The sequence below is a fragment of the Algoriphagus aquaeductus genome (genome assembly GCF_003253485.1).
Classification (GTDB): Bacteria; Bacteroidota; Bacteroidia; order Cytophagales; family Cyclobacteriaceae; genus Algoriphagus; species Algoriphagus aquaeductus.
Genome location: NZ_QKTX01000018.1, coordinates 44,448 through 71,073, shown reverse-complemented (window position 1 = coordinate 71,073; position 26,626 = coordinate 44,448). Strand labels below are relative to the sequence as shown.

The window sequence follows — 26,626 nt, the reverse complement described above, 5'->3', positions numbered from 1 at the left end:
ACTTAGTCCACATTGTCATGCAGGAATCTGTTATTACCGAGGATTTCATTTTCCTCACTTAGATTGTACTTGCTGATGGCTGGCTCGGAGCTATGCTGGGGTTCATTGAGCACCACATTCTTGCGCTGATAAGCAGGTACGTTCATCTTTTCCTTCATTTCTTCAGGAGTAGCATTGAATACGCGGTTGCCTTTGAGCTTCTCGAAACGCTCGTGGGCTCTCTGAATCGCCTTTTGCTTCATTTGCTCATAGTAATCATTGGCAAAAACCGGGGCAGCAGGCTGAGATTCCTGTGGCAGCTTTTCTGTCTTCTTCTCAGACTCATCATAGAGGTTGTGGACGATTTTTTCCACCTCTTCCACTTTAGTCTCAATCGGCTTTTCTTCTACTATTGGCTTGATCGAGAAGGAAAACTCCTCCGATTCTTCTTCCATAATTTTTGGGATAGAAGGAGCGGACACAGGAGCTTTCGGGATAGAAAAGGTAAAAGTAGATCCACCTGCGATCGGTTCTTCTTTCACTTGCTGAGCCTTGCCTGAATCCAGGTTGATCACCGTCTTCACCACCTCCGGAGTAGCAACCGGAGTGTTGGCTACAGGAGAGGCAAAAGCGGAAATAGGCGCTGAATCCACTTTTTTCACTGCTTTATCAGAAAGCTTATCCATTTCAAAACCAGTGGCAATGACAGTCACGCGGATCGCCTTGCCCAATTCCGGATCGATCCCCTGACCGAAGATCACCTCGGCATTGTCTCCGGCCTTCTCCTGGATATACTCGGTGATTTCGCTGAGCTCGTCCATAGACAGTTCCTCTTCCTCACCGGACATGATGGAAAGCAAGATCTTCTGCGCTCCTTTGATGTCCACATTATTGAGCAATGGGGAGGAAATAGCAGAACCTGCTGCACGAATGGCGCGGCCTTCTCCTTCTTCAGTGGCAGAGCCCATCACAGCTGCACCTGCGTCTTTCATGACGGTCTTCACGTCTTCAAAGTCCACGTTGACATCCTGATGGATAGTAATGATTTCAGCAATGGATTTGGCTGCAGTAGTTAAGATATCATCGGCTTTGCTAAAGGCAGTTCGGATGGCCAGGTTACCATAGATTTCTCTCAGCTTGTCATTGAGGATAACGAGGACGGTGTCGCAATTTTCGCGAAGGGATTCGATCCCCGCCTGAGCGACTGCCATTTTCTTTTTACCCTCAAACATAAACGGGGCGGTCACAATACCCACGGTAAGGATGTTCAGCTCCTTGGCGATTTTGGCTACGACTGGTGCCGCACCAGTCCCGGTTCCACCACCCATTCCGGCAGTGATAAACACCATTTTGGTGTTGTCTGCAAGGAGCTCGCGAATTTCTTCATGCGATTCCAACGCTGCGTTTCGGCCTTGCTCTGGATTGGCTCCTGCGCCCAGTCCTTCGGTCAAGTTGGCTCCCAACTGTAGCCTCAACGGTACAGGGCTGGATTTCAAAGCTTGGGCATCGGTATTGACTACCACAAACTCCACATCCTTGATGCCTTGGCTGTACATGTGATTGACGGCGTTGCTGCCGCCCCCACCTACGCCGATTACCTTGATAATCGACTTTTGATTCTTTGGGAGATCAAATCTGTAATCTTTCATGTTATCTGACATATTTTATGGTTTGGTGAAAATTTTTCAGTTGTATGTTTTTATTTGTTAGAGGGAGTAAAAGGGAAATAATCTGCAGAGCGGATTATCTCCCCCAATCATAAGCCCTAGTATGTTGAGTCATCTCCGATATCGTCAGAGATGATGTTTTTCAGTCGGTCTCCGATGCTTTTGAAAATATTGTTATACACCGCTTCTCTTTTTTGCATCATTTTAGGTTTGATTCCTGCATTCGCTCTTCGCTTTTGGTAGATTTCATCACGGGTATCCAAGGATTTGAATCCGGCTAGAACAAGCCCTACAGTAGTGGCATACATTGGGCTTTTCACTTCTTCGATCACCGATTTCCCCAGATGCTCATTGGGAAATCCTATTCGGGTGTCCAATCCGGTCATGTATTCAAAGAGTTGGGAAATACACTGAAGCTGCGATCCACCACCGGTAAGGACGATACCACCTGCCAGCTTTTTGTAATACCCACTTTGCATGATTTCATTCTGTACGATCTCAATGATCTCTTCCATTCTGGCTTGAATGATAGAAGCGAGGTTACGGATCGAAATCTCCTTTGGTGGCCGATTTCTCAAGCCCGGAATAGACACAATCTCATTGGGATTGGCTTCTTCGGCAATAGCTTTTCCAAATCTGGTCTTCAGCAATTCCGCCTGATTTTGCATGAGCATGCATCCTTCTTTGATATCGGAAGTGATAATATTTCCTCCCAAAGGAATGACTGCGGTATGACGGATGATATTTTCGTAGAAAATGGCAATATCTGTCGTTCCCCCTCCGATATCCACCAGACAGACTCCGGCTTCTTTTTCGTCATCGCTCAAGACGGAAAGTGAACTCGCCAAAGGCTCGAGAATCAGCTGCTTGGAAGTCAGATTCGCACGCTTGACGCATTTGTTGATATTATTAATCGCTGTGGTTTGGGCAGTGATGATATGGAAATCCGCCTCCAATCTGGTCCCTGACATCCCCACAGGATCTTTGATCCCTCCTTCATAATCGACGGTATAATCCTGCGGCATCACATGGATGATGCTGTTGCCTGGAGGCACCACGATATTGTGCATGTCGGCGGTGAGCCGCTGCACATCTTCGATGGTGATTTCATCCTCAGTTGGCTGCCGCATGATGCTCCCATGCATGATTTTGCTTTGGATATGTTGCCCGGCGATGCCTACGATTACTTCGGCAATGTCTACTTCAGCCATGTTGGCACAGTCTTCCACTGCTTTTTCGATCGCATTGACCGTCTTTTCTATATTGGTCACAATGCCTCGGTCCACCCCATCGGAGATCGCCTTGCCCAAACCCAAGACTTCGAGTTTTCCAAACTCATTTTTCCGTCCGATGATCGCGCAAATTTTGGTGGTCCCAATGTCCAGACCTACTATCAGTTTGTCGTTTTCCATATCCAAGCTTTATTCACAAACAATTTGATTTTTAAACTTCACGCTGATCCGCTCATATGCATTCCAGCCTTTTCTCGGAAGAATTTCCTTGTAGAGCACTTCAATACGCTTGAATTTGCTCTCAAAGTCCAATGCATCCCCAAATTCGATCACCTGCTTCCCCACTTGCTGGTGAAGCCGGATGTCATTCTTTTTATTGATTTCCAGTTCGGTTACCTGTGAATTCCAGAACTCATCCTGAGTAATGAAATGGATCAAAGGCATCAGTTCAGGCATTGCCTCGATACTACCCTCATTCATGAGCTGCTCCGCATACGCTCCTTCCAAAATCAGCACCCGGCTGGTATAGGTCGGAGACGTCGGGATGATCAGGCCATCTTTGGTGATGTATCCATCTGCCCCGTTGGGCCTTGCGATTCTCGCAATAGGCTCGTGCTGCTTGATACTGGCTTTTACTATTCCTTTTTGCCCTACCGAAGCTTCGGCAGTTTTGATGAACGGATGACCCAGCAATCGCTCTTCAATGGCACTCAATGGAACTTCCTCCAAGGGAAGTCCTGCCCTGAGTTCAGGAAATGCAGAGGAAACGATCCGTTCAATTTCCTTTTCCTCCACGAAATACACTCCGCTTACTGCCTCTAGGTCAATTTCGAGACCCTTGTAGGTTTTGAGCTGAACTTGTTTTTCAACAAATCCAATAAACCCAACCAACACGAGGCAAAGTGTAACCAACCCAAGTCCTTTCTTCAGCTTTCTTTTGTTCATGATTGGCTGTGTTTGGTTCTTGTATTCATCCACTGAGCAATACCCGGTACCAACCGGTCAATATCTCCTGCACCCATCGTCACCAAGACTTCGGGCTGGGATTCCTCCAGGTAATCCATTACCTGATTTTTTTGTATCAAAATCTTCTTGCCAGCCTTAATGCCATCCAAGAGCATGGCTGAGCTCACTCCCGGAATAGGAAGCTCCCGTGCCGGATAGATATCCAAAAGCACCACTTCATCTGCCAGCGAAAGACTCTCAGAGAATCCTTCTGCAAAATCTCTGGTTCGTGAGAAAAGATGAGGCTGAAAAATGACCGTCATCCGTTGGGTGGGGTACATCGCCCGTACCGAACTCAGACAGGCTTTGATTTCCTCGGGATGATGGGCATAGTCGTCAATGTAAATTCTTCCAGGATCTGAAGAATGGATTTCAAATCGTCTCTTCACCCCTCGGAAGGATCTGATTCCTTCCCGAATCTGATCTTCGGTCACTCCGTGATCAATTGAAATGGCGATCGCGACCAAGGCATTTTCCACATTGTGGAAGCCTGGAATATGAAGTTCCAAGCCTTTGATTTGGGCTTTGGTACCGATATAGTCAAACTGAAAGGATCCCGGTTTGGCGATGATATTTTCGGCATGGATTCCAGAAGAGCGAAGACCGTACTCACGGATTCCGGCACCCGAACTCACCTGTTCGCCCAAGCGGTACCAAGCGTGAGTCTGTAGGTAGAGCTTGCCCTTCTTATCCACCAATCGGATAAAGTCTCTGAACCCATCCAATATGGTGGCTTCATCTCCGTAGATATCCAAATGGTCTGGGTCAGCACTGGTCACCACCGCTTCATTTGGATGAAGTCGGAGGAAAGAGCGATCAAACTCGTCCGCCTCCACGACCACGAGGGTGGCCTCTTTGGACTTGCCCGGAAGAATCAAGTTGCTGTGGTAATTCTGGGTAATCCCTCCCAAAAAGGCGGCCACGGGCTTACCTGCTGACTTCAGCAAATGAGCTATCAAAGAAGAAGTACTCGTTTTGCCATGCGTACCTGCTACGGCGATGGTGTAGAAATCCTTGGTGATCATGCCCAGGACTTCCGAGCGTTTTTTGAGTTGGTAATGTGCTTGGAAAAAGTTGAGCAGCACACTGTCTTTTGGAATCGCAGGCGTCCACACCACCAAAACCTCATCGGGATCAGTGGTGAAATCCAAAGGAATGCTATCCACTTTATCTTCAAAAGTGATCAGCATGCCTTCTTTCTCCAACTCTTTGGTCAAAGGAGAAGGAGTCTTGTCGTATCCTGCTACAGGATACCCCTCATGACGGAACCAGCGCGCCAAGGCACTCATGCCGATGCCGCCAATACCAAGGAAGAAGACTTTATGTATTCCTTTGAATGTCATTTGACTAAGAATTCGAGTTCGTTGACAATGGCTTTTGCCGCATCCGGCTTGGCCAGCTTTTTCATATTTTCTCCCAGAGTTGCGGCCAAAGCTGCGTCCTGAAGGAGTTCGTCTACTTTATTTTTCAATTGTCCTACCGCCTCAGCATCTCTCAGGAGCATCGCTGCCTGATGGCTGACATAAGCCATGGCGTTTTTGGTTTGGTGATCTTCTGCCACATTGGGTGAAGGGATAAATATCACCGGCTTGCCCACCAGGCTGAGTTCGGATACTGAAAGCGCACCTGCCCGGGATACGATTACATCTGCCACTGCATAGGCCAGGTCCATCTCCCGGATGAACTCTCTCAGATGGATATGCTTCAGACCAGATTCTTCCAGTTTGGCAAGCATTTCTTTGAAATAGAATTTGCCGCTTTGCCACAGTACCTGATAGCCGGCTTCTTCCAGCTTTTGCATGTCCTGAAGTACGGCCTGATTGAGCGTACGTGCTCCCAAAGAGCCTCCGAGTACCAAAATGGTCTTTCGGTCTGTAGCCAATCCAAAGTGTTCGATCCCTTTTTCCTTTTTTCCTGACAAGTCCAAAATGTCTTTTCGGACAGGATTTCCGGTAATCTTGATCTTTCCGGCAGGGAAAAACTGATCCATCCCGGGATAAGCCACACAGATGGAGTTCGCCTTTTTGGCCAGCAGCTTATTGGTCAATCCCGCGTAGGAATTTTGCTCCTGAAGAAGTGTTGGGATTCCTTTACTTTGGGCAGCCCGCAACACCGGTCCACTGGCATAGCCTCCTACTCCCACCACAGCATGCGGGCGAAATTCCTTCACAATCTGGGCGGCCATTCTCAGGCTTTTCCAGAGTTTGAATGGAAAGCTCAAGTTGGCAAGAGAAAGACTTCGCTGAAGTCCAGCTACAGGGAGTCCTTTGATTGGATAGCCTGCTTCGGGCACTTTTTGCATTTCCATTTTACCCAAGGCACCGACAAATAGAATCTCACTGTCAGGATATTTTTCCTTCCAGGCATTGGCAATGGCAATCGCGGGATAGATATGCCCCCCGGTGCCTCCACCGCTGATGAGAATTCGATATGTAGACTGAGCGCTAATGGCTTTTTGGGTTTATGCGGTTCGTAATCGGTTACTTACTTTAGTGGACTCGGCTGCTACAGCCTCATCCTGATGATCTCCACGGCTCACACTTAGGATGATCCCTAGGGCAGTTCCAGTAAAAATCAAAGAGGTTCCTCCCATACTCAAAAGCGGTAATGGAAGGCCCGTAATCGGCCCTAATCCCACTGCCACGGCCATATTGACCAAGGCTTGGATGACGAGTGCAAAACTCAAACCCGCGGAAAGCAAACCTCCGAAGGCCTTGTTGGAATTGGCCACGATTCTCATTCCCCGATAAAGCAAAGCCAGATAGAGGAAAAGAACCGTCACTCCTCCCACCATCCCATATTCTTCGATGATGATGGAATAGATAAAATCAGAATAGGGGTGGGGAAGTGAATTTCGTTGCTCGCTGTTGCCGGGGCCTTTACCGGTTATTCCACCTGTAGCAATGGCGATGTAGGACTGCTCCGCCTGGAATGGAATCTTGCTGTCATCGTCTTTGGATTCCATAAATGCCTCAATCCTGGAATTGAAAGTCTCCCGACGTTGACCGGTGAGCACTGCCACGGACAATCCCAATAACCCAACCATGACTACCAAAGCCAAGTGCTTGACCGGGACTCTGCCGATAAACATGATCAGCAAACAGGTCATCAAAAGAAGGATAGCCGTGGACATATTGGCCATTCCGATCAAGGCACAGATCACTCCGATCGAAAGGATCACCGGAAGTAAGGTGCCCGTCAGGTCTTTGATGTTGTTTTGACGCTTTGCAAGCATGGCAGCCAATGCAGCGATCAAAGAAAGCTTTGCCAAATCCGATGGCTGAAAGGCCTGATTGATCACCGGGATGGTCAACCATCTGTTGGCTTCGTTGATATTGGAGCCAAACATATAAGTCACCGCCAAAAGCGGAATTGACAGGTACATAAAGAGCCTGGCATAAAGGGCATACTTGCGATAAGGCATCTTATGCGCCAGCCACATCACAAACAGGGACAGGAATACCAAAAAGGAATGACGGAACAGGTAAAGTTCGGTATTGCCTCCGGCAGTCTTATACGCCAAAGTGCCCGTAGCTGAATACACGACCAAGATGCTGAACAAAGACAGTAAGATCACGATCGCCCAAATAATCGGGTCGCCCTTAAAATGCTCGTCTATCCATGCCTTGAGGCTGTTCATACGCTTTGTTTTTGTTTTAATCCCAATACAGCAGCTCTAAACTGCTCTCCTCGATCCTCATAATTCCTGAATAAATCAAAACTGGCACAAGCCGGAGAAAGCAAAACCACTTCTCCCTCGGTGGCCAACTCCTGTCCCCAAGACACCGCCTCTCGGATATCCTGAGTTTCTCTGATCTCAGCAATCAACCCGGAAAATGCCTTCTTGAGCTTCTCATTATCGGTACCCAAGCAGATCAAAGCCTTCACTTTGCCATCTCGGACCAAGTCATTCAGCACGCTGTAATCATTTCCTTTGTCCACTCCGCCGGCGATCCAAACCATCGGATCGGTATAGCTGCCCAATGCATAATAGGTGGACTCGACATTGGTTCCTTTGCTATCATTGACAAACCGTACCCCGTCAAGGGTGCGGATCAACTCCATTCGATGTGGGGCGTTTTTGAAAGTTTTGAAACCCTCGATCATTTGCTCTTCAGTCAATCCGGCCATCAAGGCTGCCGTGCCGGCAAAAAGAGCATTGAGAATATTATGCTTGCCCTGAATGGAAAGTGCATTGACAGGAACTTTTACCGATTTGTGGGCAGCTTTGATTTTTAGAAAATCGCCATCCAAATACCCTCCCTTTTCCTGCTTTTCCTGAAGAGATATCCAATAGGCGGAGGCTTTGGAGGATTTCATCTGAATTCCTTTTTGGCTAAGCGGATCTTCTTTGTAGAAAATGGCTTTATCCCTGGAAGTCATCATCTTGAACAGATTCATCTTGGACAGTATATAGTTGTCCAATTGGTACTCATAGCGGTCCAAGTGATCCGGTGTGATATTGGTCAGCATGGCGATGTGAGGCCTGAAGCACTCAAAGCCATCTATCTGGAAACTCGATGTCTCAATGACCCACCAAGCGTGGTCCTTTTCAACCAATTGACCGGCCCAGCTTTTTCCCACATTTCCCGCAAGTCCCACATCCAATCCCGCCTCCTTGAGCAAGTGATAGGTCAAAAGTGTGGTAGTGGTTTTTCCGTTGGTTCCGGTGATGGCTATTACCTTCCCACTACTGAATCGACTTGCAAACTCCAGCTCATCTATGACAGGTACCCCTTCTTCATGGGCTTTTTTCACCAACGGGGCCTTGTCAGGAATTCCGGGGCTTTTGATAATCAGGTCACAGGAAAGGATTTTTTTCTCATCATGCATCCCCTCCTCAAAGCCTATCCCGGCTCTTTGCAATGCCTCCTTTCTTTCGGCAGCGATGGTTCCCAAATCTGAAACCCAGACCCCATAGCCTTCCCGCTTGGCGAGCAATGCTGCTCCCAATCCGCTTTCTCCTGCACCTAGGATGGCTAGTTGTTTCATGGTTTTAGAATGGTGACTGTTAACTTTTTATCTGAGTTTGAGTGTGGCTAAAGAGATGACTGCGAGAAGGATTCCAACAATCCAAAATCGGGTTACGATCTTGGATTCGTGGATGCCCTTCTTTTGATAATGGTGATGAAGAGGAGACATGAGAAATATCCTCCGTCCTTCCCCATATTTCTTTCGGGTATACTTGAAATAGCTGACCTGAATCATAACACTGAGATTTTCGACCAGAAAAATCCCGCACATGACCGGGATCAAAAGCTCCTTTCGAAGCGTCAGTGCCAAAACTGCAATCACCCCACCCAACATTAAGGATCCGGTATCGCCCATAAATACTTGGGCAGGATAGGCATTATACCATAAGAATCCGATACAAGCACCGATGAAGGCTGAAGCAAAAATCACGAGTTCCCCGGAGTTGGGGATGTACATGATGTTTAAGTATTGGGAGAAAATGGCGTTACCGCTGAGGTAAGCGAAAATGGCAATCGTCAAACCAATGATGGCGGAGGTACCCGCAGCCAAACCATCTATACCATCCGTGATATTGGCTCCGTTGGATACGGCGGTGATGATAAAAATCACCACCAAAATGTAGAGTACCGGAGTCATGGACTCTCCCAAAAACCCTAAAAGGGTTTCATAATTCAGCTCGTTGTTTTTGAAAAACGGGATGTTAGTCTTCAATGCTTTCACATCCTGAAAAGCAGGTGTCTCCACCACACCGCTTTCCACAGAAACCGGAGTAGAAAATTCACGAATGACGACGTCATCGTGAAAATAGAGCGTAGTGCCCACAATGATTCCGATCCCAATCTGCCCGACAATCTTAAAACGGCCCTTTAGCCCTTCCTTATTTTTACGGAATACCTTGATGTAATCATCCAAAAACCCGATCAATCCCAACCAAACGGTGGTCACCATCAGTAATATGATGTAGATATTGTTGAGGTTGGCGAAAAGAAGGGTGGGAATCAGAATCGCTGCGATCATCATCAATCCGCCCATGGTCGGGGTACCTTTTTTCTGGTTTTGTCCTTCCAAACCCAAGTCTCGGACCGTCTCACCGATTTGGCGATTGCGTATCCAATTGATGATATGATGGCCAAAGGTGATGGTGATGATCAGGGAAACGACCGCTGCCATCCCCGCACGAAACGAGATGTATCGGAACACTCCGGTGCCCGGAATATCCAAAACTCGATCTAAGTAGTCAAAAATGGGATAGAGCATATCAGTTTCCTGTCAGTTGGGTTAATAATTCTGTCACGACCTCCGCATCATCAAAATGATGCTTCACTCCCTTGATTTCCTGGTAATCCTCATGGCCCTTACCGGCCACGAGAATTATGTCCCCTCTTTGGGATAGCATAATGGCCGTCTTGATGGCTTCTCTTCGATCCTCAATTGTGAGGGTTTTCCGAATTTCAGAGGGTCCTACTCCAGCCTGCATATCACGAAGGATTTCCATAGGATCCTCAAAGCGGGGATTGTCCGAAGTGAATATGGCCTTAGTGCTTTCAGTCACGGCGATCTTAGCCATGGTGGGACGCTTGGTTTTATCCCGATTTCCTCCACAGCCGACTACCGTAATCAGCTGCTCATTGCCAGTGCGAACTCCATTGATGGTTTTGAGTACATTATCCAAAGCATCCGGAGTATGGGCATAGTCCACTATGGCCGTGATTCCTCCGATAGCAATGCGATCGAAACGTCCTTTGGCTCCTTTGATCCCGGACAGTTCACGCAGCACTTCCTCCTCATCTTCTCCCAGAAGAACGGACACTCCCAAAACTCCCAGAAGATTATAAGCATTGAATGCTCCGATCATCCGAAACCAAGTCAATCTACCATTGATGTCCAGCTCCAGTCCTTCGAGGGTATTGGAAAGTATTTTCGCTTTGAAGTCAGCGGCTGATTTCAGGCCAAAAGTCTGATGGGTGCCTTTGCAGTTTTGCAACATGACCATAGCCCGCTTATCGTCGGCATTGACTAAGGCAAACGCATCTTTGGGGAGATCATCGAAGAGTTTTTTCTTGGCTTTGATGTATTCATCGAAGGTGCCGTGATAGTCCAGATGATCGTGTGTGATATTGGTAAATACGGCCCCGGCCAGTTTCAGCCCGGCAATTCTCTCTTGCACAATCGCATGTGAACTTGCCTCCATGAAGCAATGGGTGCAGCCGGCATCGACCATTTTGCGAAGCAGGGCTTGTACACTCACGGCATCAGGTGTGGTATGAGTGGCAGGGATTACCTCTTCGTTGATTTTATTCTCCACCGTAGAAAGCAATCCTGTGCTGTATCCCATTCGGACAAACAGTTGATGAAGAAGGGTCACGGTGGTAGTCTTCCCGTTGGTACCGGTGACTGCCACCACTTTGATTTTGTCGGATGGATTTCCAAAAAAATTGGACGCCATTACCCCAAGTGCTTTGGCCGAATTGACCACTTGCACATAGGTAATGCCTTCTTTGATTTGCTCAGGTAAACGCTCACAAACGATGGTACCTGCTCCTTTTTCCAAAGCAGCAGGAATGAATTCATGGCCATCCACCTGAGTTCCGGCAACTGCAACAAAGGCAGCATTTTCACTGACCTTTCTACTGTCAAAAACAATTTCACTCACCCGACGCTCCATGTCGCCGATGGTAGAGGTAAGAGACACCTTATATAATATGTCCTTCAGCACGTTCATCTATCCGAGTATAAGGTTAATGGTGGAGTTGGGGGTAAGCTTGGATCCGGGCAAAATTGATTGCTCGATTACCCGACCCTTGCCGTTGTAATTCACTTTAAGTCCTTTGTTTTCCAAAATGAAAAGAGCGTCCCGCAAAGGCATCCCAGACACATCCGGCACCAAAGGCTTTTCGGTATCATTGATTTTCAGATTTAGCTTATCATCTGAGACTACCGCGGATATCCAGTCTTCTGCAGAAGGAGATTTGGCTTGAATGCCTAAGTGTTCCAATATTCCCTGGAGTTCTTCACCTTTCCCAGCCCCAACTTTTGGAAGCTTGGATTGTAAATTCTCTGCCTGGAATATTTTAGTCTGATCGACCGGATTGAGTTCCATATCCAAGGCATAAATCCGATCGGCTATTTCCTTGAATACCGGTGCGGACACATCTCCTCCGTAGGCGGCAATTCCTTTGGGACTATCGATGACCACGATCATACTGTACTTAGGCCGATCAGCCGGGAAGTATCCCGCAAAGCTGGTGTAGTACGTTTCGACATATCTTCCATTGACAATCTTTTGGGCAGTACCTGTTTTGCCGGCGATTTGGTAGTTGTCATTTTTGATATTCTTGGCAGTTCCTCTTTCGACTACACCGAGGAGTAATTCCTGAAGCTGTTTGATGGTTTTTTCGGAAGCAATTTGCTTTCGAATGATCTGCGGAGAGTAAGTTTCCACCAATTGATTGCCTTTGCCTACCGCTTTTACAAACAGAGGCTTCATCATCGTGCCGTTGTTAGCCACTGCATTATATAGTGCCAGCGTATGGATCGGATTCAGTTTGGATTCATACCCAATGGAAATCCAGGGAAGAGAGGTCCCATACCAATTTTTCGTTCCAGGCTTTTTGAAAAAAGGTTTGCCTTCACCGGAGATCTGAAGATCCATGGGCTCAGCCAATCCGACTTTGTCCATATACCCCATAAACTTGGATGGACTGGAACCAAAGTACATGTCCACCAATTTGGAAATAGCTACGTTGGACGATTTTTCAAAAGCCTCTCTTACCGTGATGGTACCAAAACCCCCGGTTTTGGCATCATACATGGTTTGGTTGTAAAATCGATGCGCACCATTTCCGGTCTCGATGAGTTCATTGGGACTCACTTTATTTTCTTCCAAAAGAGCAAGCATGGACAGTAGCTTGAATGTCGATCCAGGCTCTGTACTTCCAATATCCCCTACGGCATAGTTGTAGCTTTCAGAGTACCCCACACCACTTTTGTTCCGCTGAAGGTTGGACATGGCTTTGACATGGCCCGTCTTCACTTCCATGACGATTACAGAGCCAAAAGCAGCCTCCCGATCAGTCAGTTGTCTTCTTAATGCGGTCTCAGCAATGTCCTGAATATTCACATCCAAGGTGGTGAAGACATCATAGCCATTCTCAGGCTTGATGTCGTCTGCGTCAAAGAGAGGCTTCCAAACTCCACCGGCCAATCTTTGGAACAACGCCTTGCCGTCTTTTCCCTTCAGGTAATTATTAAAAGAGTATTCGATTCCGGCACCGTATTCGTCCTCATTCAAAAAGCCGACCGTACGGCTGGCTAACGAATTGAAAGGACGGTAGCGTTTTTCAACTTTTTCAAAAATGACTCCGCCTCCGGCTCGGCCCTCTCTGAAAATCGGCCATTGGGTCATTTTCTGCATTTCCTGATAGCCTATCTGTTTTCTGTTTAGCACCAGGTACCGTTTTTTATCACCCCGGGCATCCTGAATCATCCGCTTATATGCAGTGGCAGATTTGTCTTTATAAAAACCTGAAAGCAACCTGGACAAGGAATCAATACCCGACTTGAACTTTTGGTCTTTGACGACAGTCGGATCGATCGCTACTCTATAAAATGGCAAACTGGTAGCGAGCAGGCTTCCATCAGTTGCGTAAATGTTGCCTCTGGTAGCCGGCACCTCACGGTATTGGAAGTTGACCTGTTCTGCTTTTGCTTTCCACTTTTCTCCTTCCTGGAGTTGCACCACGGCAATTTTGTAAGGAATGGCACACGCAGCCACAGCCACCAGGATGAAAATCACCCTCACTCGGAGCACTATGGAGCGTTTGATGTTCACTTGTTTACTTCTATTTTGATAGGCGGCTGATTCAACTCATAGATTTCTAGCTTGGCGGCACGCTTAGCCACTTCGGATTGCATGCTGCTTTGCATATATTCTGCTTCCAGGGTGGTGACATCTGCTCGCAGGTCTTCCACCTCCTGTTGGGCTTTTTCAATTTTTCGGACCATGTTTTCCGCCCTGTGATTGCTATAGATATAGATCAAAGCAAGCAACACCAGGAATCCAACAGGCGGGACCAATTGCACAGGAACGCCTTCACCTAAAATTCCGGTGACATCCAGCTTCTCCTCGATCCAGGTAAAAATGGTCTTCTTGGGACCTCCTTTTGGAGAGTTCCCAGCCTTCAGTTTCCGCTTAAAGGTGTTCTGACTCATTTTCCTGTTCTTTTAGCTACTCTCAACTTGGCACTTCTAGCCCGCGGATTTGTCGCAACTTCCGCTTCATCCGCTACCACTGCGCCTCTGGTCAACGGCTCGAGCGGACGGATCAGATTTCCGTAAAAATCCTTTTCCACCTCACCCTGAAATTTCCCTTTGATGATCAGGTTTTTCACCAAGCGATCCTCCAAGCTATGGTAGCTCATCACCACCAATCGGCCTTCGGGCTTGAGCAAGTCCACGGCACTGAGGAGCATTTCTTCCAATGCGCCCATCTCATCATTTACTTCTATTCGCAGAGCCTGAAAGACCTGCGCGAAGTATTTAAACTCTTTACCTCGTGGAGCAAACTTTTTCAAGAATGCCGTGAAGCCCTCCGTCGTATCAAAAGGCTTTGCCGCACGTTCTGCGACTATTGCCTGAGCCAGCGTTTTGGCATTTTTTACCTCCCCGTAGATTCCCAAAATCTTATGAAGCTTTCCTTCCTCATAAGTATTTAAGACCTCTTTGGCCGATAATTCGGCTGACTGATTCATTCTCATATCCAAACTGCCGCTAAATCGGGTCGAAAACCCTCTACTCGGCTCGTCGATCTGATGAGAAGAAATCCCCAAATCAGCCAATATCCCGTCTACCTGCTTGACTCCATACAATCGGAGGTACCGCTTGATATCTCTGAAATTGGCCTGAATCAAGGTAAATCGACCATCCTCGGGAGCATTGGCTACCGCGTCCTTGTCCTGATCAAAGGCATACAAATGCCCGCTATCCAGGTGTTTTAAAATTTCCCTTGAATGACCTCCTCCCCCAAAAGTGACATCGACATAAATCCCGTTGGGATTAATAGCCAAGCCTTCAGTGCATTGGGCAAGCATCACTGGGATATGGTACACAGACTCAGTCATAGCGCTTAGGAGAGATACTTTTCCATCAGGCCGGACAAGTCCGCCGGATCTACAATGATGTTTTTGAGGTAATTGTCAGGATTCCAGAGTTCGATGCGAGTTCCCATACCGACTACCACAACGTCCTTGTCAAGGCTGGCATAGGTTTGGTAAAGCTTGGGAATCAGTAATCGCCCTGCAGCATCCAGTTCCACCTCGACGATGGAATTGAAAAATGACCTTTGCAGCATACGCTGTTCCGGATTATTGATATTCAGGGACTTGATCTGACTTTCCAGCTTCTTATACTCTACCATGGGATAGAGGGCAAGACATTTGTCTTCGGCCATGCGGAGCATGAGCGATGGCCCATTAGCTTCCGGAATTGCCGCCTTGATTTTGGCAGGCAACACCAGACGCCCTTTGGGATCCAGCTTGCTATCGTATTGACTGTTGAACATGACTTGACTTCTATTCGCTAGAGTTTTCTGTAAAAACAAAAGTAAGAAAATGAGTTACACATTCTACCACTTTCTCCCACTTTTTCCCACTTTGGATTAAAAGTAGCCAAAAGAATATTCCAAGCCAATATTTTTTTCTAAAAATTGAAAGAAATTTTTGTTGATTTTCAGGAGGTTAAGAGGGCTAAATACTACCCAAAAAATGGCCTTATTGTAGAAATTTTAAGGTTTTTCGGGATCAAATCTTCTTGTGAATCAAAAGCGGAGCCGTGCTTTTCGAAAAAGTGGGAGAAAATCCCATGGAAAATCCTCCTTTTCGGGAATCTCAAAAAAATAAGCAAAAAAAAACCTGCCCAAACAGGCAGGTCTTTCGATAGCATCAACACACAATTAGTTATCGTCTTTTTTAAGTTCTTCCCTGAGCAGTTTTTGGAACTCTTCCAATCTGGCTTGGTGCTCTTTTTGCCAAGCCTCCATTTTCTTCTGGAACTCTTCAAGTTTCGGCTTTTGGGTCGCTTCCCACTCCTTCATTTTAAGTTCAAACTCTTTCATCTTGGGTTCCTGGGCTTCTTGCCAAGCTTTCATTTTTTCCTCAAACTCCTTCATTTTAGGACCTTGAGCTTCCTGCCATTCTTTCATTTTCTGCTCAAATTCCTTCATTTTAGGCTCCATCTCTTTTTTCCAGGCTTCAATCTTGGCTTCTCTTTCCGCTGCATTCTCTTTCCATCGAGCCGCCCACTCTTCAGAGCGTTTTTCCATTTCAGCCGACCATGTTTTCATTTTTTCCGCCCACTGTTTCTGTTCTTCTGGTGTCATTTTCGTGGTGTCCGTCCGAAATTGAAATCCTGGAATATTCCCGTCAAATGGGATCACCATCAACCTGTCTTTCGGATCGAGTAACATAGGAAACTCCTTCATATCCAATAACGGCATGGCAGGTACTCCATTCATTTCAAATTCGAAGCTCGGCATCGGAGCATCTGAAAAAGCTAAAACCGGAAAATTAGGGGCCATTGGCAATTCTAGGGTGGGAAGTCCTGACTTGTCAAGTTGTCTGAGTTTCAAAAGAGCCTCCTTGGAGCGACCGGTTAGGATAATCGTGTCTTCGCCGGTGATCAGAGTATCTCCTTTGATTTTATATTCAAAACCATCACCAGAACTAAAAACCATCACATTATTTCCATAAACTTTGACATCTTTCGGAGCACTGGGAGTGGTTTTGGGTTTTTCAGGAATCGTGTCTGTTACAGAAAGCGGGGCAAAAGCAGGTTCAATCGAAGAAGCATTGCTTTTTTGAATTACAGGTTCAATAGGTTTGGGAGCATCTTGCTGTGCACTCGCCATCAGGCCGGCACTGAGAAATAGCGTAAGTAACATGGGGATAGAGATAATAGGGGTTTGTGGATAGTTTTCAGTTGGATAGCCTAGCATTCGCTTGATTCGAAGCAGGGTTGGATTTCTCTTTTTGCCGGCAGCAAGAGCGAGTTCGGGAGGATTTTGCTTGGCAAAGTTTAGCACTTCGGCTAGACTCGTTGCCAAAACTTTGGGCTGTACACCCGTCTTCAATGCTAAATCATCTGCGGCATTTTCTCTCAGTTCCTTGACAGTTTGGCTCATCCACCAGTAGCAAGGATGGAAGAAAAACAGGATCTCCAATCCAGAAAGAAGCAGATTGCTGAGATAATCATTTCGTTTGACATGAGCGAGTTCATGAGCAATGATAGCTTCTAGCTGCAAGGGGGTAAGTTGGAAAATCAGCGCAGCGGGAAGTAAAATCACAGGCTTAACGGTGCCAAAAGTCAATGGGGATTGTGCAAATGAACTGGAACGGAGCTGTACCTCCCGGTTGATGTTCAGTTTACCCATGAGTCGGTACGTGATTTTCTCCAGTTCAAAGTCTTGGATCAAGGATGCATTTCTCCTGAGATTTCGTACTTCCGCCAAGCTATTGACCAGTCGGAACAGAAATAAAAGGGATCCAAAAAACCAAAAATTAACCAAAATCGGAAGATTACGATCAATCCAAGCGGTAGCTTGAACAATTCGGGATTCCCAGGTGAGATCTTGGGAAATTGCTGTCGAAGAGACGAGTATAAACTCCGTCTCTGACAAGGTAAAGACAGGATTTGATTCAATCTGCGACCATTCATAGGTGAACGTAGCGAAAGTCAGTACAAATGAAAACACCAAGGCACCCACTGCAAGTCCGTATTTCAAAGCAGGGCTGGACTTTTTGACCAGATGTAAGACGATCCATAAAATTCCTGCTACTAAGATCAGCTGCCAAAGTGCGTGAACCAGGGTCCATCCAAGAGCCTTCAGCAATTCTTCTGAGATCCAATCATTTAAAAGTGTCATATGATTATAATTTTTTCTTTAAGGCCATATGGAATCTAGCTTGACTTAAAATCATGGAAGGATGTGCCCCTTCCGATATGCTCGATTTCATCGGTTATCGTTTTCTAGGTTGTCGAGAAAAGCTCTTATTTCATCCAGTTCTTCTTTGGAAGGCTTCTCTTGGCCTAGAGCCTGCATGACCAGAGATTTGGAGGACCCTCCAAAGGCTGTGGAGAGTAAATTTTTCAAGAGGGACTTTTGAGTATCTCCCTGCTTGACCAAGGGACGATAGACATGGGTTCGGCTCTCCTCATCACGAGCGAGCATCCCTTTGGCATGCATAATTTGCATGATCTTGAGGGTGGTGGTATAACCCGTGTCTTTGGTTTCAGCCAACCGTTCATGGACTTGGCGGACACTGGCATCCTTCAATTCCCAGAGAATCGACAAAATCTCCAATTCGGCTTCTGTTGGTTTGTTCATGAGCGTAATTACGATAGCTTTCGTACCAAAGTTATACGAAGGCAATCGTAATTTCAAAATAAATACGATAATTATCGTATTAAAAAGTGTTAATCGCTCAAAATCGGTTACTTACGTAGTTTTTGAAGGTTTTTTATCCCTCTTTTCTCCAAGGAGTTTCTAAAAATTTCACTCAACTGTGGCCAGGCTCCGGCAATTTTTGCCAATAATCCTCGAGAAGAAGGGACGGTCACCTGAAGTCTGGGATTCTCCATCAAGTCCAAGATTTCTTTCACAATATCTTCAGGTTGAAGAATCTTAGAGGAACCGCTAAATGTAAGTTTAGACTCCTCCGGATATTCCAGTTGTATATCCAGCATCGGTGTCTGAACCAAATCGGGGCAAATCACGCTCACATCCACCCCATAATCACGTAACTCTGCAGCTACTGCTAAAGAAAATCCACGCAAGGCAAACTTGGAAGCCACGTATAAACTCAATCCCGAAACCGGTGCCAAGCCAGCCAAGGAAGAAACATTTATAATGTGCCCAAATTCCTGAAATTTCATCTCCCTGGCAATAAGCGTGGTTCCAAGAATTGCCCCTTTGGCATTGATATTCAGATGATAATCAATATCTGAAATAGCATAATCAACCAAAAAACCAGGACGAATCACTCCTGCGCAATTGATCAAATGCGAAATAGGCAAGTGAATTTCCTTTGCCTTTTCCAAGACTTGATGCCAAGTTTCTTCTTTGGCAACATCTCCGCCTATAAGGTGAATTTTAGAGGATGAAAAAGAGTTTTCCAACGGGCCAAGGTTCAGGTCTACTAAGATTAAGGACAAATTATTCCCCTGAAAATGACGCGCAAGTTGAAGACCAATGCCACTGGCAGCTCCGGTAATAACGATCAGTGTTGGATCCATTAATTGTGGTGATAACACAGACAAAGTACAGAAAACTTCCAAGAAAAGGAACATTCTGCATTGCATAATAGTTGTATAGACATTGAATTTCGAAACCAACAAACTACCATGAGTATTACACAAGCGCTTTTACAACCTATTCAAGTCGGTGATTTACAACTGAAAAACAGAGTGTGGATGGCTCCAATGACCCGAAGCCGAGCCAATAATCCAGAAAACAAGGTCTTTGATATTCATGCAAAGTACTATGCCCAAAGAGCTTCAGCCGGATTGATTATTTCTGAAGGATCTCAAATTTCTCCAAGAGCAGTCGGGTACATTAACACTCCGGGCATCTATTCTGAAGCCCAAACCGAAGCCTGGAAGCAAGTTACTCAAGCTGTTCATGAGGCTGGTGGACATATCTTCATCCAGCTTTGGCACGTGGGCCGCATGTCCCATCCGGATTTCCACGGCGGAGAATTACCGCTTTCGGCATCTGCTACCAATCCCAACTCCAAGTCTTACACCCCTCAGGGATTCAAGGACACGGTAACTGCTAAGGAGATGACTCTGGAGGAGATCAAACAGACCATTGCTGACTTCAAAAACGGAGCGAAAAATGCCATGGAAGCGGGTTTTGACGGAATAGAAATCCATTCTTCCAACGGCTATTTACTTCACCAATTCTTCAATGCGACTTCCAATCATCGAACCGACGAATATGGGGGAAGCATTGAAAACAGGGCAAAAATTCTTTTCGAGGTAATCGATGCGATCAAGGAAGTAATGCCTGAAAACCGAATCGGTGTTCGCCTCAATCCGTCGTTGCATGGAGTATTTGGGATGACCATGGATGAAGAGACCATCCCGACTTTCGATTATATCGTCACTAAGCTAAACAAATACAACTTGGCTTACCTCCACCTCTCGGAGCCATTTACCGATGTGAGCGAAATTCCTTTTGCCGAACCGAATATTGCCGAGAGATATCGACCGTTATACAAAGGCACCTTGGTGATCAACAGTGCATTTGATCAGGAAAAAGGGAACCAAATCATTGAAGCGGGTTTGGCGGATGCAGTTGCATTTGGCAAGCCATTTATCTCAAATCCCGATTTAGTGGAACGCTTTGCGGAAAACGCCCCTCTGAGTGAGTGGGATCAAAGTACCTTTTACACCCCCGGTGAAAAAGGGTTTACCGACTACCCAAGTCTGAAAAAGGAGCAAGTTGGTTAATCACCCCAAAAAGAGGTTGTCTGAGTACAGCCTCTTTTTTTTACCTTTAATCTTATGTGTCTGGTAGCGTTATCCTGGAAGGTCCATCCTGATTTTCCGCTTTTGATTAGTGCCAATCGAGATGAGTTTTTTCATCGCCCCACCCTTTCCATGCATCGTTGGGAAGAAGGTTTTTATGCTGGAAAAGACCTTCAGGGTGGTGGGACTTGGATGGGCTTTCATCCAGCCGGTAAATGGGCCTTACTGACCAATTACCGAGATTTCACGCAGAAAAGGCAGGCAAAAATAAGTCGGGGAGTTTTGGTTTCCGATTTCCTCACTTCCGCTATTTCTCCCGAAAACTACTTGGATCAAGTCTGGGAGAAAAAAGCCGAATTTGATGGGTTCAATCTGCTCGTTTCTGATGGAGACCGTCTTTTTTATATGAGTAATTATGGAAATGGTCTTATGGAAATTCAACCGGGAATTCATGGCCTCAGCAATGGCTTACTCAATGATCCTTGGCCTAAAACAGAACTGGCCAAACATCAACTCCAATCTAGTCTAAAATCGCCCTCACCTGAACAACTCCTGGCAATTTTAAAATCAAAGGAAAAATACCCTGAAGAACTTTTACCGAATACAGGGATCCCCAAAGAAACTGAAATTGAACTTTCTTCCCAATTGATTCGAATACCTCCTAACTATGGAACCGTCTCATCCACGGCTGTTGTAAAAGACAAAAACGGAAAGACCTTGATTCGGGAACGGAGTTTTGCTTGGGACCCTGCTAATTTTAAGGACGAAGAAGTCCAATTTTAAACTTCTCAACTATGCAACCTATACATGATTTGATTATCATCGGAGGCGGGCCCATAGGCCTCGCTTGTGGGATCGAAGCAGGGAAAGCAGGCCTAGATTACCTCATCTTGGAAAAAGGAGCGCTTTGCAACTCGATCTACAACTATCCGTTGAACATGACTTTTTTCTCCACTTCCGATCGACTGGAGATGGCCGGAATCCCATTTATGTCCGTAGGTGCCAAGCCGACACGTACCGAAGCATTAGAATATTATCGACGGATCTATTTCCATTTTAAGCTCAACGTCAACCTCTATGAAGGAGTAGAATCGGTAAAAAAAGTGGGGGATCTTTTTCAGATCAAAACTTCAAAAAGGGCTTATCAATGCCGAAAAATCGTGCTTTCTACAGGCTTTTATGATCTTCCCAATCTCATGAATGTCCCAGGCGAGGACTTACCGAAGGTTCTTCACTATTATAAAGAACCCTGGCCCTTTATCGGACAGAAGGTTTTGGTGGTAGGTGGTGCCAATTCGGCCGTAGATGCAGCTTTGGAATGCTGGAGAAAAGGCGCAGAAGTCAGCATGGTGCTTTTGGGAGACGAGGTAGATGATAATGTCAAATATTGGGTCCGCCCGGATATCATGAACCGAATCAAAGAGGGTTCGATCAAGGCTTTCACCCGATCCAAAGTCAAGGAAATCAAAGCTCAGGAGGTGGTCATTTCTACCCAAGACGGTGAAGTCACCATTCCAAACGATTGGGTACTCGCCATGACCGGCTACAAACCCAACTTTTCGCTACTCGATCAACTCGGTGTGGAACTAAGCCTGGACGAGAAGCGACAACCCTGCTACGACCAAACTAATCAGGAATCCAATGTTCCGGGAGTTTACTTAGCAGGAGTAGTGTGCGGAGGTTTAAATACCCGGGAATTTTTTATCGAAAACAGCATCTCTCACGCCGAGGCTATCGTAAAAGATATTATTGCAAAAAGGAGTTAGAGGTATTGCAAATACAATTTTTCTTGATAACTTTCTGGGAATAAAAGAAATAGCCATGAGCACGACTTGGAAAATCCGATTTGATGATCAGCACACCGAAGTGATCGAGTCAGGACCTAGGGCCTATCACTTTTTCACGCAGTCTCCTTCTATCGTGGCCGAGCAGCGGGAGCAGTATGGTGAGGCTGTGCTGGATTTTCATGAGACAAGTCCTTTTTTCGATTACTTGGATTTTACTTCACAGGATGTGGCCGAGCTGCTGGAAGTGGATCCGAGTACACTGTTCCGTTGGAAAAAGGACGATCGCAAGCTCAGCAAGGCCATCACCAAAAACCTACTCGAGATGGATCAGATTATCGCCAAAGGCATCCGGATATTTGGTTCAGAAGAGCTCATGTCCGAGTGGCTTCGCACCCCCAATACTGCCCTTTCTTCCCAAAGACCCGTTGACCTTCTCAAGAATCCTTATCAGATATCCTTGGTGGATCAGGCCTTGGAGGCGATTTCCTGGGGTAATATTCTCTGATGCGCTACTTCCGACTGATCGAGCATCTTCCCGGCCGTGATTCCTTGGGCTATGGCATAGGGCCAGGCCGATGGAATCTCTATGGCACTCCGATGATCTATGCATGCTCGGTGAGTTCGCTTAACTTTTTGGAAATGCTAAGCATCAAAGGTTCAGTCGTCACACAAAGCAAATGGAAGCTGATCATTTTTGAAATCGAGGGAAAAATTCCCGAGCTCGACATTTCCGAACTCCCGGATAATTGGAAAAACCGACCCTATCCAAGATCAACCCAGGAGTTTGGTTCTGCCTGGGCCAAGAGTATGCTCTCTCCTTTTCTAAAAATCCCTTCTTGCCGAATCCCTTTAGGTAGTTTTTCTCTGGAACATAATCTCCTCATCAATCCACTTCACAGAGAATTCAAAGATAAAATCAGGGTGGTTGAAGAATGGGATGTGAGCTTTGAGGTAAATCGCTGAGTCAGGAATTAGCTTCGGTAATCAGTCGAAGTCCTTCCAAGGTTAAGTTTCGATCTACTACGTCGAATTCTTCTTCCAAATTGGTCAAAATCGAAGAAAGCCCTCCTGTGGCGATCACCTTGAAATCAAGTTGTGTTTCTTTTCTAATTGCCTCGAGCATTCCCTTAACCAAGCCAGTGTATCCATAAAGAATCCCTGCCTGGATCGCATGGATCGTATTTTTCCCCAAAGCAGACTCAGGCATTTTCAACTCCACTTCAGGCAATTTGGAGGTATTCATGAAGAGTGCTTTGATCGCAGTTTGAAGTCCCGGAGCAATGGAAACCCCTAAGATCAACCCATCCTGTCCCACGGCAGTAAAAGTCAATGCTGTACCAAAATCCACAATAATTACGGGGCCCGATACCCGCGAATAAGCCGCCATTACATTGCACATGAGATCGCTACCGATTTCATTGGGCCGCACAGGCTTGACAGGTAGTTTAGAGAAGCTTTTTGGCTGAATCAAATACGGGGCTTGTCCAAAAAAACTTTCACAAAACTGCTCGATGATGCCGTTGATCTCAGGCACCACGGAGCTAAAACCGATCTTTTCAATCTGGGAAACATGGATATCATGCTCGAGAAAATAGAGCGGAACCTTTTTACTAAGCTGAGAAATCAATTTGGGTGTTTTAGTTTCCAATCGAAATTGATTGGTCCACTTGCCGCTTTTGGAGTCAAAAAGTGCAAAAACTACATTGGAATTGCCGGCATCGATGGCTAAAAACATTCGTTTCTCAGGTTTTGACTAATTTAGGCGCATAGTTAACAAAATAGCAAATCACTTCCCCACAAAAGCCTATGTATTCCCTCCGCGAAGGCAAAATCGAAGATCTGCCCCGAGTACTCGAACTGATCAAGGAACTCGCCCTGTATGAAAAAGCTCCCGAACAGGTCACCAACACCTTGGAGATGATGGAAAAAGACGGATTCGGTCCCAATCCGGTATATGGTCTTTATGTTTGTGAGAAAAACACCACAGGAGAGATCATCGGTATTGCCATTTATTACTATCGCTATTCTACCTGGAAAGGGAAAAGATTATACCTCGAGGATATCGTAGTCACCGAATCCGAGCGAGGAAATGGTGCCGGGAAACTACTTTTCGACCGGGTGATGGCCAAGTGTCTCGAAGATGGGTGTACCGGTATGATGTGGCAGGTACTGGACTGGAACAAGCCTGCGATCAATTTCTACAAAAAATACGGGGCCTATCTCGAAGCCGGCTGGCTAAATGCGCATTTGCAGGATTATGAGATTAAAAAACTGTTGGATGTAGGGTGACCGATGACCGATGCATCAGACATCCGACATCGGTCATCCAACATATTCCCCTACCTTTGTGATTCATTATGAGAACAAAACCATTTTCTGTTGTCTATGAAGACAATCACCTCCTAGTCGTCAACAAGGCGGCGGGGGTCTTGGTACAAGGGGATAAAACCGGAGACAAGACACTGACGGACTACTGCAAAGAGTATATTGCCAATAAATATGAAAAGCCGGGAGCGGTTTTTCTCCACCCGATTCACCGTTTGGACCGGCCGGTCAGTGGCTTGGTGGCTTTTGCCCGGACCTCCAAAGGACTGGAGCGAATGATGGAGCTTTTCCGCAAAAGAGACATTCACAAAGTCTATTGGGCTATCGTGAAGCGTCGCCCGAAAGAAGAACAAGGTAAACTCACGCACTGGCTGACCAAGGACGAAGCCAAAAACTTCGTCACCGCACACGATACAGAAGTACCGGGTTCACAAAAATCCGAGCTCAATTACAAGGTGCTAGGCAAACTCAACGATCACTGGCTTCTGGAAGTTAGACCGATTTCTGGCCGTCCGCATCAGATTCGCGTTCAATTAGCGTCCATGGGTTGCCCGATCCGAGGCGATGTAAAGTACGGATTCTCTAAAGCCAATCCTGACGGTAGCATCAATCTTCATGCTTTTCACTTGGTGTTTGTTCATCCGATCAAAAAAGAAAAAATCTTCCTCAGAGCAGCACTTCCTGAAATAGATTTCTGGGAACAATTCCTGGAATTTGAAGAAGTCAAAGCCAAGGATCAGCATCTGGACAATACCTTTTCGGGATAATCAAAAAGATAGCTTCGCAGATAAAAAAATATGGCTAGCGCCGAGACAGGCCTTCTATTTTGCGAAGCATATCTCTAATCTCCCGGAGCATACCTTTAAAAATCTATGAAAAACCTACTCCTCCTCTTCAGCCTGCTTCTAATGCTAGGAGCTTGTACATCACCAAATTCTCCTAAGACCATCTACATTGTCCGTCATGCCGAAAAGCAATTGGTGGGGAATGATCCTGAACTGGCATTTGTGGGTGGCGTGAGAGCATTGAAACTTTCACAGATTCTGGAAAAAGAGGATATCAAGCATATATTTTCCACAGATTATATCCGCACCAGAAATACGGCAAAACCTACAGCAGACCAAGCCAGTATCGAGATCGAAATCTACGATCCCAACAATCATGACGCCTTGGTAGAAGAGCTTCGCAAAAGAGAAGGAAACATCTTGGTGGTCGGCCACAGCAACACCGTCAGTCAATTGGCTAACTATTTTGTGGGCGATGGAGAAAAATTCGCCGATCTGACTGACTTGGAATACGACTTTATCTATGTGGTGACCTTGGAGAAAAATGGATCCAAGGTCGAGCGAAAGGTGTACAAAGACTTTTAAACTACCACCACTTCGATTCCCTTTTCTTCCAGCTTTTCTTTGAAAATCTCCGGAATTCCCGAGTCGGTGATGATCACATCGACGTCTTCGAGTTCACCGATTTTGCCAAATCCTTTTCGACCAAACTTCCGGCTATCGACCAGCACGATGGTCTTCTGAACGGATCGGATCATTTGAGCATTGAGGTGGGCTTCCATCATATTGGATGTGGTGAGCCCGTGGTCCAGACTGATGCCGTCCACACTGAGAAACAATTTACTGCAGGCAAAACTTTTGAGCATCTCCTCAGCAAAATGTCCAACTGCAGAACTGCTGCTTTTTCGCACCACTCCTCCAAGCTGCACCAGTTCGATCTCCGTGGTATCGATCAGGGCCATCGCTACATTCATGGCAGAAGTCAACACCGTCAAGGGATAATTCCTTGGAATCGCTTGCGCAAAAGCACCTACAGTCGTACCCGAACCAATAATGATGGCATCTTTCGGTTCTAAAAATTCCAAGGCTTTCTGCGCAATTCTGCTCTTTTCCTCCACCTGCTCCAGTTTCTTGACCTGAACCGAGCGGTCAGACACATAGGGAGATACCGAGGTGGCACTTCCGTGAGAGCGATAGAGCAAGCCCTTGTCCTCCAAGATTTTTAGATCTTTTCGAATCGTCACAACCGTCACTTGGAGTGATTTGGCGAGGTCAGATACACTGACAAATCCGCTTTTTGCCAGTTCGTCCAATATATGCTTATGCCGTTCTGCAATGGTCATGACTTT

Annotated in this window: 26 protein-coding genes; 8 read left to right on the top strand and 18 right to left on the bottom strand. The window is 46.2% G+C overall.

What is annotated here, in order from left to right; all coding sequences use genetic code 11:
- Positions 1–2: 2 nt before the first annotated feature.
- The 16 genes from ftsZ to CLV31_RS18900 form a co-directional block, all read right to left on the bottom strand.
- Positions 3–1,640 (bottom strand): cell division protein FtsZ, encoded by a 1,638-nt coding sequence (gene ftsZ, locus CLV31_RS18975; RefSeq protein WP_245943448.1) that lies wholly within the window; start codon positions 1,638–1,640, stop codon positions 3–5.
- Positions 1,641–1,744: 104 nt separating this feature from the next.
- The gene (gene ftsA, locus CLV31_RS18970) at positions 1,745–3,058 is read right to left on the bottom strand and encodes a cell division protein FtsA (protein WP_111394659.1); all 1,314 of its coding nucleotides are present in this window, start codon (positions 3,056–3,058) and stop codon (positions 1,745–1,747) included.
- A 9-nt stretch (positions 3,059–3,067) separates the two neighbouring features.
- The gene (locus CLV31_RS18965; protein ID WP_111394658.1) at positions 3,068–3,823 is read right to left on the bottom strand and encodes a cell division protein FtsQ/DivIB; all 756 of its coding nucleotides are present in this window, start codon (positions 3,821–3,823) and stop codon (positions 3,068–3,070) included.
- On the bottom strand, positions 3,820–5,226 hold the full coding sequence (murC, locus tag CLV31_RS18960; RefSeq protein WP_111394657.1) for a UDP-N-acetylmuramate--L-alanine ligase: 1,407 nt from the start codon (positions 5,224–5,226) through the stop codon (positions 3,820–3,822). The genes CLV31_RS18965 and murC overlap by 4 nt, the downstream gene beginning before the upstream one ends.
- Positions 5,223–6,332, bottom strand: coding sequence for an undecaprenyldiphospho-muramoylpentapeptide beta-N-acetylglucosaminyltransferase (gene murG / locus CLV31_RS18955; protein WP_111394656.1), 1,110 nt, complete (start codon positions 6,330–6,332; stop codon positions 5,223–5,225). The genes murC and murG overlap by 4 nt, the downstream gene beginning before the upstream one ends.
- Before the next feature lie 12 nt (positions 6,333–6,344).
- A complete protein-coding gene (locus CLV31_RS18950; protein WP_111394655.1) occupies positions 6,345–7,523 on the bottom strand; it encodes an FtsW/RodA/SpoVE family cell cycle protein in 1,179 nt (392 codons plus the stop codon).
- Entirely contained in the window at positions 7,520–8,875 is a 1,356-nt protein-coding gene (gene murD / locus CLV31_RS18945; RefSeq protein ID WP_111394654.1) for a UDP-N-acetylmuramoyl-L-alanine--D-glutamate ligase, read from the bottom strand. The genes CLV31_RS18950 and murD overlap by 4 nt, the downstream gene beginning before the upstream one ends.
- Positions 8,876–8,902: 27 nt before the next feature.
- Positions 8,903–10,114 (bottom strand): phospho-N-acetylmuramoyl-pentapeptide-transferase, encoded by a 1,212-nt coding sequence (gene mraY / locus CLV31_RS18940; RefSeq protein ID WP_111394653.1) that lies wholly within the window; start codon positions 10,112–10,114, stop codon positions 8,903–8,905.
- 1 nt (position 10,115) lies between these two features.
- On the bottom strand, positions 10,116–11,579 hold the full coding sequence (locus tag CLV31_RS18935) for a UDP-N-acetylmuramoyl-L-alanyl-D-glutamate--2,6-diaminopimelate ligase (RefSeq protein ID WP_111394652.1): 1,464 nt from the start codon (positions 11,577–11,579) through the stop codon (positions 10,116–10,118).
- A complete protein-coding gene (locus tag CLV31_RS18930; protein ID WP_111394651.1) occupies positions 11,580–13,688 on the bottom strand; it encodes a penicillin-binding protein in 2,109 nt (702 codons plus the stop codon). It abuts the gene before it with no gap.
- Entirely contained in the window at positions 13,685–14,068 is a 384-nt protein-coding gene (locus CLV31_RS18925) for an FtsL-like putative cell division protein (protein WP_111394650.1), read from the bottom strand. The genes CLV31_RS18930 and CLV31_RS18925 overlap by 4 nt, the downstream gene beginning before the upstream one ends.
- Positions 14,065–14,976, bottom strand: a complete 912-nt coding sequence (gene rsmH / locus CLV31_RS18920; protein WP_111394649.1) for a 16S rRNA (cytosine(1402)-N(4))-methyltransferase RsmH — start codon at positions 14,974–14,976, stop codon at positions 14,065–14,067. The genes CLV31_RS18925 and rsmH overlap by 4 nt, the downstream gene beginning before the upstream one ends.
- A 5-nt stretch (positions 14,977–14,981) precedes the next feature.
- The gene (gene mraZ, locus CLV31_RS18915) at positions 14,982–15,416 is read right to left on the bottom strand and encodes a division/cell wall cluster transcriptional repressor MraZ (RefSeq protein ID WP_111394648.1); all 435 of its coding nucleotides are present in this window, start codon (positions 15,414–15,416) and stop codon (positions 14,982–14,984) included.
- Positions 15,417–15,806: 390 nt separating this feature from the next.
- Positions 15,807–17,774, bottom strand: coding sequence for a M56 family metallopeptidase (locus CLV31_RS18910; RefSeq protein WP_111394647.1), 1,968 nt, complete (start codon positions 17,772–17,774; stop codon positions 15,807–15,809).
- 87 nt (positions 17,775–17,861) lie between these two features.
- Entirely contained in the window at positions 17,862–18,236 is a 375-nt protein-coding gene (locus tag CLV31_RS18905; RefSeq protein WP_111394646.1) for a BlaI/MecI/CopY family transcriptional regulator, read from the bottom strand.
- Positions 18,237–18,343: 107 nt separating this feature from the next.
- Complete coding sequence (locus CLV31_RS18900) at positions 18,344–19,144, bottom strand: SDR family NAD(P)-dependent oxidoreductase (protein WP_181452669.1); 801 nt, start codon at positions 19,142–19,144, stop codon at positions 18,344–18,346.
- A gap of 108 nt (positions 19,145–19,252) precedes the next feature.
- Between CLV31_RS18900 and CLV31_RS18895 the strand changes: the two genes are divergently transcribed.
- From CLV31_RS18895 to CLV31_RS18875, 5 genes are read left to right on the top strand one after another with little or no spacing between them, the layout of a single operon-like run.
- Positions 19,253–20,362 carry an alkene reductase gene (locus CLV31_RS18895; RefSeq protein ID WP_111394644.1) on the top strand — a complete coding sequence of 370 codons (1,110 nt, stop codon included), beginning with the start codon at positions 19,253–19,255 and terminating at the stop codon, positions 20,360–20,362.
- Positions 20,363–20,416: 54 nt separating this feature from the next.
- Positions 20,417–21,163 (top strand): NRDE family protein, encoded by a 747-nt coding sequence (locus tag CLV31_RS18890; protein WP_111394643.1) that lies wholly within the window; start codon positions 20,417–20,419, stop codon positions 21,161–21,163.
- A gap of 11 nt (positions 21,164–21,174) precedes the next feature.
- Positions 21,175–22,146, top strand: coding sequence for a YpdA family putative bacillithiol disulfide reductase (locus tag CLV31_RS18885; protein WP_111394642.1), 972 nt, complete (start codon positions 21,175–21,177; stop codon positions 22,144–22,146).
- 55 nt (positions 22,147–22,201) lie between these two features.
- Positions 22,202–22,672: an MbcA/ParS/Xre antitoxin family protein gene (locus CLV31_RS18880; protein ID WP_111394641.1), complete on the top strand. Its 471-nt coding sequence runs from the start codon at positions 22,202–22,204 to the stop codon at positions 22,670–22,672.
- On the top strand, positions 22,672–23,130 hold the full coding sequence (locus CLV31_RS18875) for an RES family NAD+ phosphorylase (protein ID WP_111394640.1): 459 nt from the start codon (positions 22,672–22,674) through the stop codon (positions 23,128–23,130). The genes CLV31_RS18880 and CLV31_RS18875 overlap by 1 nt, the downstream gene beginning before the upstream one ends.
- Position 23,131: 1 nt before the next feature.
- Here CLV31_RS18875 and CLV31_RS18870 read toward each other — a convergent pair whose 3' ends face one another.
- The gene (locus CLV31_RS18870) at positions 23,132–23,902 is read right to left on the bottom strand and encodes a type III pantothenate kinase (RefSeq protein ID WP_111394639.1); all 771 of its coding nucleotides are present in this window, start codon (positions 23,900–23,902) and stop codon (positions 23,132–23,134) included.
- A 71-nt stretch (positions 23,903–23,973) separates the two neighbouring features.
- Here CLV31_RS18870 and CLV31_RS18865 point away from each other — a divergent pair, with 71 nt between their 5' ends.
- From CLV31_RS18865 to CLV31_RS18855, 3 genes are all read left to right on the top strand, one after another.
- Positions 23,974–24,456, top strand: a complete 483-nt coding sequence (locus tag CLV31_RS18865; RefSeq protein ID WP_111394638.1) for a GNAT family N-acetyltransferase — start codon at positions 23,974–23,976, stop codon at positions 24,454–24,456.
- A 68-nt stretch (positions 24,457–24,524) separates the two neighbouring features.
- Positions 24,525–25,259 carry an RluA family pseudouridine synthase gene (locus CLV31_RS18860; RefSeq protein WP_111394637.1) on the top strand — a complete coding sequence of 245 codons (735 nt, stop codon included), beginning with the start codon at positions 24,525–24,527 and terminating at the stop codon, positions 25,257–25,259.
- 105 nt (positions 25,260–25,364) lie between these two features.
- On the top strand, positions 25,365–25,862 hold the full coding sequence (locus tag CLV31_RS18855) for a phosphoglycerate mutase family protein (RefSeq protein WP_111394636.1): 498 nt from the start codon (positions 25,365–25,367) through the stop codon (positions 25,860–25,862).
- Here CLV31_RS18855 and CLV31_RS18850 read toward each other — a convergent pair.
- Positions 25,859–26,620 carry a DeoR/GlpR family DNA-binding transcription regulator gene (locus tag CLV31_RS18850; protein ID WP_111394635.1) on the bottom strand — a complete coding sequence of 254 codons (762 nt, stop codon included), beginning with the start codon at positions 26,618–26,620 and terminating at the stop codon, positions 25,859–25,861. The two genes, CLV31_RS18855 and CLV31_RS18850, sit on opposite strands and share 4 nt — an antisense overlap.
- Between the last annotated feature and the right edge of the window lie 6 nt (positions 26,621–26,626).